The following is a 13,228-nucleotide window of genomic DNA, read 5'->3' on the forward strand; positions in this document are numbered from 1 at the left end:
GAAAGGCGATGTTAGGAACCTGATGTGACGGCAATATGAATGGTGTTTGGAAGGATTGGTATGGATTATGAAAGAAGTCGCCGCGGCGTCGAGCGTTGACGCCACGCGTACGGCGGCGTCAACGCTCGGCTTCGGCCGTGGCGTTGCGCACGGTCACGACCCGCGCGGGCGGAATATTTGCCCAGACGATCCGGCTGCCGCACGCAACAAATGCCGAATCGCTCAACGGATGACGGCCGGGCGATCGCAAATCGTAGGTGAATTGAATCATCACGCCGTCGACCGACAGCACGCGGCGGCATTGATCGACGATGGCCGTCACGTCCTGGCGCGGCAGCGTGCGCAACGGCAGGCACGACACGATCGCATCGACCCGCGCGGCGGGCGGCAGCAGCCGTTCGAGCTGGCGCGCGTCACCCCACACGACCGACACATCCGGAAAACGCCGCCGCAGGTGCTGCACGAACGCCGGCGAACGCTCGACCACGACGAGGCGCCGTGGCGCGACGCCGCGTTCGAGCAGCGCCGCGGTGATCGCGCCGGTGCCGCCGCCGAGTTCGACGACCAGTCCGTCTCCGTCCGGCACTGCATCGGCCATCTCGCGCGCCAGATGCCGCGAACTGGGACACAACGCGCCCACCGCGGCCGGACGGCCGACCCACTCGCGCACGAACAGTGCCGAGACACGCCACGCGTTCGGCCAGATCATCGGCACGCCCCGATCGGTTGCGCGTTCAGCCTCGATGTGCCGCTGACTTCGCGGGGCAGGGCAACGGCAATGCGGGATTCTTTCACGTGCATCCTCCTGTACGAATCGCTCCGTCGCAGGAAGCGCGACGATCAAATGGATTCTAGGAAACGCAAACTTAAGGCGACGTGAAGATTGTCCCTAATACCCCGCGACGGATCAACGATCGACGCGCTGCTGGAAGCTCGCCGGATAACGCTCGCCGACGATCCTGACCTGTTGGAGCGCCACCTCGATCGCGGCGAGATCGTCGGCCGTCAGCACGACGGCGGCCGCGCCCACGTTCTCATCGAGCCGATGCAGCTTCGTCGTGCCCGGAATCGGCACGATCCACGGCTTGCGCGCGAGCAGCCATGCCAGCGCGATCTGTGCGCGCGTCACGCCCTTGTCGGTCGCGATGCGGCCGAGCAGATCGACGAGGCCCGCGTTCGCCTTGCGGTTTTCCTCCGAGAAGCGCGGCACGATATTGCGGAAGTCGTTCGCGGCGAACGTCGTGCTCGCATCGATCGCGCCGGTCAGGAAGCCCTTCCCGAGCGGGCTGAACGGCACGAAGCCGATGCCGAGCTCCTCGAGCGTCGGCAGGATGTGCTCCTCCGGCTCGCGCCACCACAGCGAATACTCGCTTTGCAGCGCCGCCACCGGCTGCACCGCGTGCGCGCGGCGAATCGTCTGCTCACCGGCTTCCGACAGCCCGAAGTGCGCGACCTTGCCCTCGCGGATCAGGTCCTTGACCGTGCCCGCGACATCCTCGATCGGCACGTTCGGATCGACGCGATGCTGGTAGAACAGGTCGATGCGGTCGATCTTGAGCCGCTTCAGCGCCGCGTCGGCCACTTCACGGATATGCGACGGCCGGCTGTCGACACCCTTCATCGGCTCGGCGTTCTCGAAACCGAACTTGGTGGCGATCACGACCTGGTCGCGAAACGGCGCCAGCGCCTCGCCCAGCAGTTCCTCGTTGACGAACGGGCCATACGCTTCCGCGGTATCGAAGAACGTCACGCCGCGTTCGAACGCCGCGCGAATCAGCGCGATGCCGCTCGCCTTGTCGATGGCGGGGCCGAGGCCGAAACTCAATCCCATGCAGCCGAGCCCGATTGCCGAGACTTCGAGGCCGCTCTTTCCAAGCACGCGCGTTTGCATGAATTTCTCCTGCAGAAAGATGAAGACGATCGACGGGATGCCGAGGAAGCCAGTGTAGGTTGATGGATACCGCTCAACAATCGGCGTACCATTTCATGCGTTATTGAGGAAATTTCACAAATGCGGCGCACCGACATCGGCGAACTGACGACCTTCATCACGATCGCGGAGCAGCGCAGCTTCAGCGGCGCGGCCCGGATTCTCGGCGTGTCGCCGTCGGCGCTGAGCCATACGATCCGCCACCTCGAAGCGCGGCTCGGCGTGCGGCTGTTCAACCGCACGACGCGCTCGGTCGCGCTGACGGAGGCCGGCGAACAGTTGCTGCTGCGCGTGCGGCCCGCGGTGGCCGATCTCGAGGACGCGCTGAACGACGCCGCGACCGCCCGCAACCGGCCGTCCGGCCAGATCCGGATCAGCGCGTCGGAGGCCGGATCGCGTCCGTTGATCCGGCACGTGCTGCCGGCCTTCGTCGCCCGTTACCCGGACATCCACGTCGAATTCGTCGTCGATTCGCGGCTGATCGACATCGTCGAGCACGGTTTCGACGCTGGCGTCCGCGTTCACGAAGACGTGCCGCGCGACATGATCGCCGTGCGCTTCGGCGGCCCGATGCACTTCGTCGCGGTGGCATCGCCCGACTACCTGACGCGGCACGCGCCGCCGGAGAGCCCGCACGACCTCACGCGTTACCCGTGCATCCGCTTCCGCTTCGAAAGCGGCGCGCTTTATCGCTGGGACCTGATGCGCGACGGCAAGCGCGTGAGCGTCGACGTCGACGGGCCGTTGACGCTCGGCAACCAGACCCTGATGGTCGACGCGGCACTGACCGGTATCGGGATCGCGTGGGTCGCGGAAGCGCACGTCACCGGCCATCTGGCCGCCGGACGACTGGTGCGTGTGCTGCCCGAGTGGGGCCAGACCTTCGACAGCATGTGCCTCTACTATCCGGCGAACCGTCATCCGCCGGCCGCGTTGCGACTTTTTGTCGAGGCTGTACGCGAATGGGCGGCCGGCGCGCGCGAAGCAGCGCCGGATTGACCGATCGGGAACACAAGGCAAGCCGCGCGCGCTACATGGCGCATCGCGCGCGGCACTGCGTTACCGCAGGTTGGTTCTCGCCAGTTCGACGATTTCGTCGCCGCGACCGCTGAGGATCGCGCGCAGCATGAACAGGCTGAAACCCTTCGCATGCGCGAGCTCGATCTTCGGCGGCATCGCAAGCTCGTACTTCGACGTGACGACGTCGACCACCGCCGGCCCGTCATGCTCGAACGCCATGCGCAGCGCTTCCTCGACGTTCTCCGAATGCTCGACGCGTACGCTGAAGATGCCGGCGCCCTTCGCGATCGCCGCGAAGTCGGTCGGGCTCAGGTCGACGTTGGTATCGAGATAACCGGCCGCCTTCAGCTCCATCGACACGAAGCCGAGCAGGCTGTTGTTGTACACGACGATCTTGATCGGCAGCTTGAGCTGGCGCGCGCTCAGCAGGTCGCCGAGCAGCATCGACAGCCCGCCGTCGCCGGACAGCGACACCACCTGCCGCCCCGGATGCGCGCCCTGCGCGCCGAGCGCCTGCGGCATCGCGTTCGCCATCGAGCCGTGATTGAACGAGCCGTGCAGTTGCCGCTTGCCGTTCATCGTCAGGTAGCGCGCGGCCCACAGCGTCGGCGTGCCGACGTCGGCCGTGAAGATCGCGTCTTCCGCCGCGACTTCGTCGACGATCTTCGTCAGGTATTGCGGATGGATCGCGCGGCCCGGCGGCTCGGCCACCGCGAGATCGTCGAGCCCCTTGCGCGCGGCCGCATAGTGCTTCAGCGCATTCTCGAGGAAGCGCCGCTGCGTCTTGCGCGTAAGGCGCGGCAGCAGCGCCGCGATCGTTTCCTTCACGGTGCCGACGAGGCCGAGCGCGAGCGGCGCGCGATGCCCGAGCTGCGAGCCCTTCCAGTCGATCTGCGCAACCTTCGCGTTCGACGGATAAAACGGCCGGTACGGGAAGTCCGTGCCGAGCATCAGCAGCGTGTCGCACGATTCCATCGCGTGATAACCCGAGCTGAAGCCGATCAGCCCCGTCATCCCGACGTCGAACGGGTTGTCCCATTCGACGAACTGCTTGCCGCGCAGCGCATGCACGACCGGCGCGCCGAGCGTGTCGGCCAGCGCGACCACTTCGTCGTGCGCGCCCTGCGTGCCGCTGCCGCACAGCAGCGTGACCGCGTCGGACGCATTGAGCAGCGCCGCGAGCCGGTCGAGATCGGTATCGGCCGGCAGGATCGACGGCGGCGCCGATGCGCTCCACGCCGGCGCTTCTTCCGGTCCGTCGCCGAGCGCGATGTCGCCCGGCAGCACGATCACCGCGACGCCACGCTCCTCGATCGCGGTACGCATCGCACGCGCCAGTACGCGCGGGAACTGCGACGCATTGGTCACGAGTTCCGCGAAATGGCTGCACTCGCGGAACAGTTCCTGCGGATGAGTTTCCTGGAAGTAGCCGAGACCGATTTCGGTCGACGGGATGTGCGCCGCGATCGCGAGCACCGGCTGGTGATTGCGGTGACAGTCGTACAGCCCGTTGATCAGGTGCAGGTTGCCGGGCCCGCAACTGCCCGCGCACACCGCGAGCCGCCCGGTCGACGCGGCATCCGCGCCGGCCGCGAACGCGGCGCTTTCCTCGTGCCGCGTGTGCATCCAGCGGATCGAGCCGATCTGGGCCAGGCTGAACGACAGGCCGTTCAGGCTGTCGCCCGTCACACCCCAGATGCGCTCGACGCCCGCCGCCGCGAGCGTCTTCGCCAGGTATTCCGCCATGGATTGTCTTGCCATGATGCCCTCGCTGTTGATGGATCGAGACACGCATGAGCCGGACGTGCATGCGCAGCCGGCAGCGACCAAACGAGCATACGCGATTGGTCCGCGCCGCGTCGTGACGGTGAAGGCGGGCCGACTGCCGTAGGACGCGCAGGCGCGCGACGGGCTCGATCCGCTGCGGCCGGCGTCATGGTTCCGTCAGCGAACGGACAGGCGGACAGGTCGTGCGCTCAGCTCCAGTCGGACGCCGACTCGTCCGGATCGACGAGCGTGAGCCCCGCCGCCGGCAGCGGCAACGCGGTCTTGTAGCGCACCTGCTTCAGCGCGAAGCTCGACCGGATGTTCGACACGCCCGGAATCGTGGTCAGCCGCTCGATGATGAAACGTTCGAGCGTGCGCATGTCGGGCATCACGACGCGCAGCAGATAGTCGGCGTCGCCCGACATCAGGTAGCACTCCATCACCTCGGGCCGCTGCGAGATTGCCTCCTCGAAACGCTGCAGCGCGTCCTCGACCTGCTTCTCCAGGCTGACCTGAATGAACACGTTGATCCGCAGGCCGAGCGGCTCGGGATCGAGCAGCGTCACCTGCTGCCGGAACAACCCGAGCTTTTCGAGCGCACGCACGCGGTTGAAGCATGGCGTCGTCGACAGGTTCACCGCGCGCGCCAGTTCCGCGTTCGTGATCCGCGCGTTCTGCTGAAGCTGGTTCAGGATGCTGATGTCGATGCGGTCGAGCCGCTTCGGGGAAGTGCTCATGGTCTGAATATTCCTTCTCTCGTAACGATTCCAGAATATTTACACTATACAGCGACAAATTCTGAATGAAATCAGACGCATATTCTGCGGATCGGCGCGTAGCATGAGTCCCATTGATGCGTGCCGCCGCCGGCGCGCGGGGAGACTGGCATGACGGATCTGTCGAACGGTATCGAACACGCGCAGCGCGCGGCCCTCGCGCGCGTCGATGCGGACCCGGAAGAAACCGCCGAATGGCTCGAGGCGCTCGACGCGGTGGTCGCGCATGTCGGTCGCGACCGCGCGCAGTACCTGTTCGACCGGCTTGCCGAGCATGCGCGCGCGACCGGCCTCGCGTCGTCGCGCACGCCCGTCACGCGCTACCTGAACACGATTGCGCTCGCCGAGCAGCCGCCGTATCCGGGCGACCTCGACCTCGAGGATCGGCTGTCGGCCGCGCTGCGCTGGAACGCGCTTGCGATGGTCGTGCGTGCGAACCGCGCGTACGGCGAGCTCGGCGGCCACATCGCGAGTTATGCGTCGGCGTCCGACCTGTTCGAAACGGGTTTCAACCACTTCTTCCGCGCGGCGTCGCCCGCGAACGGCGACGCAACCGACACGGCCAGCGGCGATCTCGTGTACTTCCAGCCGCATTCGTCGCCGGGCGTCTATGCGCGCGCGTATCTCGAAGGTTTCCTCAGCGAGGATCACCTGAAGCACTATCGCCGCGAAATCGCCGGCCCGGGCCTGTGCTCGTATCCGCATCCGTGGCTGATGCCCGATTTCTGGCAATTCCCGACCGGCTCGATGGGGATCGGCCCGATCAACGCGATCTACCAGGCGCGCTTCATGCGCTACCTGCAGCATCGCGGCCTCGCGAACACCGCGGGCCGCACCGTGTGGGGCTTCTTCGGCGACGGCGAGATGGACGAACCCGAGTCGCTCGGCGCGCTGTCGCTCGCCGCGCGCGAGGGGCTCGACAACCTCGTGTTCGTGATCAACTGCAACCTGCAGCGGCTCGACGGCCCCGTGCGCGGCAACGGCCGCGTGATCGACGAGCTCGAAGCACAATTCGCGGGCGCAGGCTGGAACGTCATCAAGGTGTTGTGGGGCTCCGACTGGGATCCGCTGTTCGCGCGCGATCACGCGGGCGCACTGGCGCGCGCCTTCGCCGACACCGTCGACGGGCAGTTCCAGACCTTCTCCGCGAACGACGGTGCATACAACCGCGCGCGTTTTTTCAGCCAGGATCCCGCACTCGAAGCGCTCGCCGCGCAGCTCACCGATGCGGAGATCGACCGCCTGCGCCGCGGCGGCCATGACGCGCGCAAACTGCACGCCGCGTATGCGCGCGCACTTGCGCACCGCGGCCAGCCAACGGTGATCCTCGCGAAGACGATGAAGGGTTACGGGATGGGCACGGCCGGCCAGGGCCGGATGACGACCCATCAGCAGAAGAAGCTCGACGTCGACGATCTGAAGGCGTTCCGCGACCGCTTCCGGTTGCCGCTGTCGGACAGCGACGTCGAGCAATTGAAGTTTTACAAGCCAGCGGAAGACAGCCCGGAAATGCGTTACCTGCATGCCCGCCGGGCTGCCCTGGGAGGCTATCTGCCCAGAAGGCGGATGGCGGCATCGAAGGGGCTGACCGTCCCTTCGATGCCGGCCTGGGGAGCGTTCGCGCTGGACGCGGCCGGCCGCGAGATGTCGACGACGATGGCGCTCGTGCGCATGCTCGCCGCGTTGATCAAGGATCGCGACATCGGCTCGCGCGTCGTGCCGATCGTGGCCGACGAAGCGCGCACCTTCGGCATGGCCAGCCTGTTCCGGCAAGTCGGCATCTACTCGCCGCTCGGCCAGCGCTACGAGCCGGAAGACCTCGGCTCGATGCTCTATTACCGCGAAGACACGCGCGGCCAGATCCTCGAGGAAGGCATCTCGGAAGCAGGCGCGATCTCGTCGTGGATCGCCGCCGCGACGTCGTACAGCGTGCACGACCTGCCGATGCTGCCGTTCTACATCTACTACTCGATGTTCGGCTTCCAGCGCATCGGCGACCTGATCTGGGCCGCCGCCGACCAGCGCTCGCGCGGCTTCCTGATCGGTGCGACGTCCGGGCGCACCACGCTCGGCGGCGAAGGGTTGCAGCACCAGGACGGCAGCAGCCATCTCGCCGCGTCGACGATTCCGAACTGCCGCGCATACGATCCGGCGTTCGCGTACGAAGTCGCTGCGATCGTCGACGCCGGCATGCGCGAGATGGTCGAACAGCAGCGCGACGTGTTCTATTACGTGACGGTCATGAACGAGAACTACGCGCAGCCGTCCGCGCCGGACGGCGATCCCGACGCGCTGCGCGACGGCATCCTGAAGGGCATTCATCTGCTGCCGGCCGAATCGAATGCGACGGCGCGCGTGCAGTTGCTCGGCGCGGGCGCGATCCTCGGCGAGGTGCTCGCCGCGCAACGGATGCTGAAGGACGACTGGGGGATCGACGCGGCCGTGTGGAGCGTCACGAGCTTCACCGAACTGCAGCGCGACGGGATGGAAGCCGAACGGCGCACGCGACTTGGTGAGGATGCCGATACAACACCGTACGTGACCGCCGCGCTCGCCGCAACGCGCGGGCCCGTGATTGCCGCGACCGACTACGTGCGCGCGGTGCCGGAACTGATCCGCGCGTACGTGCCCCGCCGCTACGTGACGCTGGGCACCGACGGGTTCGGCCGCAGCGACACGCGCGACGCGCTGCGCGCGTTCTTCGAAGTCGATCGCGCGAGCATCGTGCTCGCCGCGCTGAAGGCGCTGGCGGATGATGGGGAACTCGATGCGGCTGTCGTGCGTGATGCGCGAGCGCGTCTCGGCAAGTCCGCGCAGCCAGGCGTCGCGCCATGGCAGCGCTGATCGGGCGACGCGACCGCTCGGCAGTCGACGACTGTTCGTCGATCCAGGCAATACAACCGATCAGCCAAAGAGGCGAGGATCCAGCGCGAACGCTTCTTTGCTGATCACTTTCACACTCGAAGCAAAATCCGCATGCAGCGGGTTCAGCAACAAGTTGAAGTCGGTCGGGCAAACGACTGACGGTACGCGCATCGCCAACGGCTCGCCCGCTTCAAGCCAGACCTGCCCGATCCGGGCGGTCGACTCCGGATCCTGCGACAGGACCGCCCAATCGTCCGGCAGGTCCGGCTGGTACGCGTTGTCATGAACGATGTCGGGCACTTCCAGCGTCACTAGAAAAAATCCGCCAGCGGGAAGCAAGCCGGACATATGGACAAGCGCCTCGAGCAACGACGTCGACGCATGGCAGCAGGTGTACAGCACACGCATGCCGCGAGGATTCCAGCGGCCACCTGCGATCGCCGCGCCGTTCCCGCTCAGGTCGTCGGCCAGGTAGTGCCCCTTTCGTTCTTTCGCGAGACGATACAACCTCACGCGGCGACCCCGAACTGGGCACGATTCAGAATGTCGCGCACCCGGTCGTAGCCGGGCTGTACGTCGAGCACTTCGAGCGGCTTCAACCCGTCGAGCTCCGCGTTCGCCCGGCTCATCCACACCGCTGCGCGCTCGCGGTCTTCAAACAGATCGGTCGCGAGATCCAGCACATAGAGCACGCGCGCAACGCGATCGGACTCGCCTTGCGACAACCGGTCGTGTTTGGCGATTTTCCGCAGAATGGTCGAGCTGGGAAGGCTCAGCGCACTCAAGAGGGACTGAACCGGCACGCCGAGCAACTCGCGCGCGACGCGCTCAATGATGACCGCATCGAAACCCTCCGCGATCGTGCGCCGCTGCGACATCGGCGCCATCCGGCGAAAGGTGTCGAAATCGCCCTTGCCGGCGCCCAGACCGTTCGAACTGCCCGCCGGCGTCGCGGCGCGGGGCGCGGCAGCCCGCTTGGCAGGCTGACGGGCCGCAGGTGTGGTTGCTGCCATTGCGACTCCCAAATGGGTTAATTTGAATTCCCATTGTATACAACCAATCGAGAATTCTCAATCGACCAAATGGCATAAACGTAACCACCGGGAACCGCCAACGCGCCACGCTACACCGGCAGCGCGTGCGTCGACAGAATCTCCTTGAGCACCATGAACGATCGCACCTGCCGCACGCCGGGCAGGTAGATCAGTTGTTCCGCGTGCAGCCGATTGAAGCTCTCGTTGTCGCGCGTGCGCACCAGCATGAAGTAATCGAACTCGCCGGTCACGACGTGGCACTCCACGCACCCCGACACCTTCTGCGCGGCCTTCTCGAACGCCGCGAACGCTTCCGGCGTCGAGCGGTCGAGCACGAAGCCGATCACGACGAGCATGCCGGCCCCGAGCGGTTTCGGGTCGAGCAGCGCGACGATCCCGCGAATCATCCCCATCTCCTTGAGCCGCTCGACGCGCCGCAGACACGCCGGCGCGCTCAGCTTCACCTTCGCGGCGAGGCTCACGTTCGAGATCGACGCGTCCTGCTGAAGCTGCCTGAGGATCGCGCGATCGATGCGATCGAGCGCGGGTGCGGCGTCGGGTGCCGCTGCCGATCTGCTGCTTAATTTCATTGCGTTTTCCTCCGTTTTGGAGAACTCGTATTGCGCTGTCATCGATTTCAACGTCATCAACGTAGGTCAACGCCATTTATTTCGCAAGCTCATTTCTCGCCTGCATGCCTATCATTTTTCTATCGGGAGACGTCGTGCCGGCCTCTCCCGAGCACACCGATTCCCATGCACATCCCCCCTTACCGGAGACCGCTTCGATGAACCTGCAACGCTTCCCCCGTTATCCGCTGACGTTCGGCCCGACGCCGATCCAGCCGCTCAAGCGCCTGAGCGCGCACCTCGGCGGCAAGGTCGAGCTGTATGCGAAGCGCGAGGACTGCAACAGCGGCCTCGCGTTCGGCGGCAACAAGACCCGCAAGCTCGAATACCTGATCCCCGACGCGCTCGCGCAGGGCGCGGACACGCTGGTGTCGATCGGCGGCGTCCAGTCGAACCAGACCCGTCAGGTTGCTGCGGTCGCCGCGCATCTCGGCATGAAATGCGTGCTGGTGCAGGAGCACTGGGTCAACTACGAAGACCCGGTCTACGATCGCGTCGGCAACATCCAGCTGTCGCGCATGATGGGCGCCGACGTGCGACTCGTCGCGGACGGTTTCGACATCGGCATTCGCCGAAGCTGGGAAGAAGCGATGGAAAGCGTGCGGCAGGCGGGCGGCAAGCCGTATCCGGTGCCGGCCGGCTGCTCCGAGCATCCGCTCGGCGGGCTCGGCTTCGTCGGCTTCGCGGAAGAGGTGCGCCAGCAGGAAGCCGAACTCGGCTTCAAGTTCGACTACATCGTCGTGTGCTCGGTGACGGGCAGCACGCAGGCCGGCATGGTCGTCGGCTTCGCGGCCGACGGGCGCGCGGATCGCGTGATCGGCATCGACGCGTCGGCGAAGCCGGAGCAGACGCATGCGCAAATCACGCGCATCGCACGGCATACGGCTGAAATCGTCGAGCTCGGGCGTCGCATCGACGAACAGGACGTCGTGCTCGACACGCGCTACGCAGGCCCGGAATACGGACTGCCGAACGACGGCACGCTCGAAGCGATTCGTCTGTGCGCACGGCTCGAGGGCGTGCTGACCGACCCCGTCTATGAAGGCAAGTCGATGCACGGCATGATCGACAAGGTCCGGCTCGGCGAATTCGAGCCGGGGTCGAAGGTGCTGTATGCGCATCTGGGCGGGGTGCCGGCGTTGAGCGCTTACGCGGAGATTTTCCGCAACGGGTGATGCCCGCCCGATCGCAGCCCGGCGCGCGCGACTGCGCACGCCGTCGCCGAGCTGGCCCGATCGACGACCATCGACGTCGGGCCGGCGCCGCTTTGTCCCATATCCCGCCCCCTGCCATCCGCCTGCCCGCCGTTCGCCGCGCGCCGTTCGGTCGCGTCACGCTCCCCCTTTCCCCTGCTCATCCGACTACCTCCGTCGCCGAGTTCGACCGGCTTCGCGCGTCTCGACGGATGCCCACGCCGAACGGGACTCGTCCGCGTCGACACATTGACCCTACGACGCAGTCTTGAATCATTCGTACCTGTCCGAGTCTATGAGCGCCTCATTTAGTAGGCGTTCTATTTAAATCGCCCCCCTGCTTGCCGAAAATTGACCCGGTCGAGTCGATTGCAACGTTTCGCAAACATTCGCCCGCAACGGCACGGTTGAAACCGCCGATGCGAGACGCGCGACCGTCCGGCCAATCAAGCAGCGTCATCGTCCAGCGATTGCCCACCCCACGCATTGGAAGCAGCAGCGACACCCGGCCCGGTCCGGGTGTGTCGTGCTGCGCCGCGTCGGGACAACGGCCGACGCCACCTATCCGACAGAACGACAGCAACGGGGCATATGGATACGTCATTCGAAGTCCGGCACACGCAGGTGTCGCCAATCGCGGGGGGATCGATCGCACGCGCGTCCGATGTCGCGCTGATCTCGATCGGCGCGCTCGCCGCGGCGCTGGTCCTGCCCGACACGCGAATCGACCGTTCGCCCGAATTGACCGCCGTCGCATGCGCGGCAACGTTCGCCCTGGTGCTGTTCCCCGCATTCGGCATCTACCGGATGCCGCGCGGCCGTTCGAAACGACGCGCCACCGTCCTGACCGCGCTCGCGTGGCTGCTCGCGCAAGCCTGCGCGGCGCTCGTGATGCGCGCGCTGTCGCCCTCTTCGAGCACGCCGTCGAACTGGTATCTGCTCTGGACGGTGACGAGCGGCGCCGCGCTCTGCGTAGCGCGGCTCGTCGCCAGCCGGACGCTCGACCGGATCGGTCGTCCGCCCGAAGGCGGCTACCCGGTCGCGATCGTCGGCACCGGTGCGCATTGCGACGCCGTGCGCGACCGGATCGCCGGGATGCCGTCGGCAGGCTTCCGCGCCGCCGCCACGTTCGATCCCGGCGTCGCATGCCGCGAAGGCCACACCGGCGTACCGCACTTCGATGCGCTGGACGCATTCGCGCATCATGTGCGGACGCATGCGATTCCGGAAGTCTGGCTCGCGCTGCCGATCGGCGACGCGCGCACCGTCATGGCCGTGATCGACGCGTTCCGCAACGATCTCGTCAACATCCGGCTCATGCCTGACGTCAGCACCGTGTCGATGTTCGACACCGGGATGGTCAACCTGGTCGGCGCGCCGGCGATCAACCTCGTTGCGTCGCCGTTGTCGTCTCAAGCGCTGCTTCAGAAAGCCGTGTTCGACCGGTTCTTCTCCGCGGCCGTCCTGATCGGTACGGCGCCGCTGCTGCTCGCGATCGCGGCGGCGGTCCGGCTGTCGTCGAAAGGCCCCGCGCTGTTCCGGCAGCAGCGCCAGGGCGCAAACGGCAACTCCTTCACGATCCTCAAGTTCCGCACGATGCGGCTGCACGACGACAGCCGCGAAATCCGGCAGGCCACGCGCGACGATCCCCGCGTGACCCGCATCGGTGCGTTCCTGCGCCGCACGAGCCTCGACGAACTGCCGCAGTTCATCAACGTGCTGCGCGGCGAGATGTCCGTCGTCGGGCCGCGCCCGCATGCGCTCCAGCACGACAACTTGTATCAGCCGATCGTCGACGGCTACATCCACCGTTATCGCGTCAAGCCGGGCATCACGGGCTGGGCGCAGATCAACGGGCTGCGCGGCGAAACCGACTCCATCGAAAAGATGCAGCGCCGTGTCGAGGCCGATCTCCATTACCTGCGCAACTGGTCGTTCTCGCTCGACATGCGCATCGTCGCGGCCACGGTCTTACGCGGCTGGATGCACGGCAACGCGTACTGACACGCACGCG

The 13,228-nt window shown here is 66.3% G+C and carries 11 protein-coding genes; 4 read left to right on the forward strand and 7 right to left on the reverse strand.

The window, feature by feature from the left end:
- Positions 1 to 118 precede the first annotated feature (118 nt).
- Positions 119 to 709 (reverse strand): class I SAM-dependent methyltransferase, encoded by a 591-nt coding sequence (locus ACTRWB_RS03950; RefSeq protein ID WP_129517368.1) that lies wholly within the window; start codon positions 707 to 709, stop codon positions 119 to 121.
- Between the two features lie 198 nt (positions 710 to 907).
- On the reverse strand, positions 908 to 1,891 hold the full coding sequence (locus ACTRWB_RS03955; protein WP_446901004.1) for an aldo/keto reductase: 984 nt from the start codon (positions 1,889 to 1,891) through the stop codon (positions 908 to 910).
- Between the two features lie 120 nt (positions 1,892 to 2,011).
- On the opposite strand from ACTRWB_RS03955, the gene ACTRWB_RS03960 reads away from it, so the two are divergent.
- A complete protein-coding gene (locus tag ACTRWB_RS03960) occupies positions 2,012 to 2,929 on the forward strand; it encodes a LysR family transcriptional regulator (protein ID WP_193101597.1) in 918 nt (305 codons plus the stop codon).
- Between the two features lie 60 nt (positions 2,930 to 2,989).
- Here the strand turns inward: ACTRWB_RS03960 and poxB are convergent, their stop codons facing one another.
- Positions 2,990 to 4,711, reverse strand: a complete 1,722-nt coding sequence (gene poxB, locus ACTRWB_RS03965; RefSeq protein ID WP_446901005.1) for a ubiquinone-dependent pyruvate dehydrogenase — start codon at positions 4,709 to 4,711, stop codon at positions 2,990 to 2,992.
- Positions 4,712 to 4,926: 215 nt separating this feature from the next.
- Complete coding sequence (locus tag ACTRWB_RS03970; RefSeq protein ID WP_446901006.1) at positions 4,927 to 5,454, reverse strand: Lrp/AsnC family transcriptional regulator; 528 nt, start codon at positions 5,452 to 5,454, stop codon at positions 4,927 to 4,929.
- A 150-nt stretch (positions 5,455 to 5,604) separates the two neighbouring features.
- On the opposite strand from ACTRWB_RS03970, the gene mdeB reads away from it, so the two are divergent.
- The gene (mdeB, locus tag ACTRWB_RS03975) at positions 5,605 to 8,337 is read left to right on the forward strand and encodes an alpha-ketoglutarate dehydrogenase (RefSeq protein ID WP_446901007.1); all 2,733 of its coding nucleotides are present in this window, start codon (positions 5,605 to 5,607) and stop codon (positions 8,335 to 8,337) included.
- 60 nt (positions 8,338 to 8,397) lie between these two features.
- On the opposite strand, the gene ACTRWB_RS03980 is transcribed toward mdeB, so the two are convergent.
- The 3 genes from ACTRWB_RS03980 to ACTRWB_RS03990 form a co-directional block, all read right to left on the reverse strand.
- Positions 8,398 to 8,871 carry an RES family NAD+ phosphorylase gene (locus ACTRWB_RS03980; RefSeq protein WP_446901008.1) on the reverse strand — a complete coding sequence of 158 codons (474 nt, stop codon included), beginning with the start codon at positions 8,869 to 8,871 and terminating at the stop codon, positions 8,398 to 8,400.
- The gene (parS, locus tag ACTRWB_RS03985; protein ID WP_446901009.1) at positions 8,868 to 9,371 is read right to left on the reverse strand and encodes a type II RES/Xre toxin-antitoxin system antitoxin; all 504 of its coding nucleotides are present in this window, start codon (positions 9,369 to 9,371) and stop codon (positions 8,868 to 8,870) included. Before parS ends, ACTRWB_RS03980 begins: the two co-directional genes overlap by 4 nt.
- Positions 9,372 to 9,481: 110 nt before the next feature.
- Positions 9,482 to 9,982: an Lrp/AsnC family transcriptional regulator gene (locus tag ACTRWB_RS03990; protein ID WP_129516359.1), complete on the reverse strand. Its 501-nt coding sequence runs from the start codon at positions 9,980 to 9,982 to the stop codon at positions 9,482 to 9,484.
- Between the two features lie 197 nt (positions 9,983 to 10,179).
- Between ACTRWB_RS03990 and ACTRWB_RS03995 the strand changes: the two genes are divergently transcribed.
- Together ACTRWB_RS03995 and ACTRWB_RS04000 are read left to right on the forward strand one after the other, a co-directional pair.
- The gene (locus tag ACTRWB_RS03995) at positions 10,180 to 11,196 is read left to right on the forward strand and encodes a 1-aminocyclopropane-1-carboxylate deaminase (RefSeq protein WP_048249818.1); all 1,017 of its coding nucleotides are present in this window, start codon (positions 10,180 to 10,182) and stop codon (positions 11,194 to 11,196) included.
- 609 nt (positions 11,197 to 11,805) lie between these two features.
- A complete protein-coding gene (locus ACTRWB_RS04000; RefSeq protein ID WP_446901010.1) occupies positions 11,806 to 13,218 on the forward strand; it encodes an undecaprenyl-phosphate glucose phosphotransferase in 1,413 nt (470 codons plus the stop codon).
- Positions 13,219 to 13,228: the final 10 nt, after the last annotated feature.

The sequence above is a fragment of the Burkholderia sp. YIM B11467 genome, assembly GCF_052952715.1.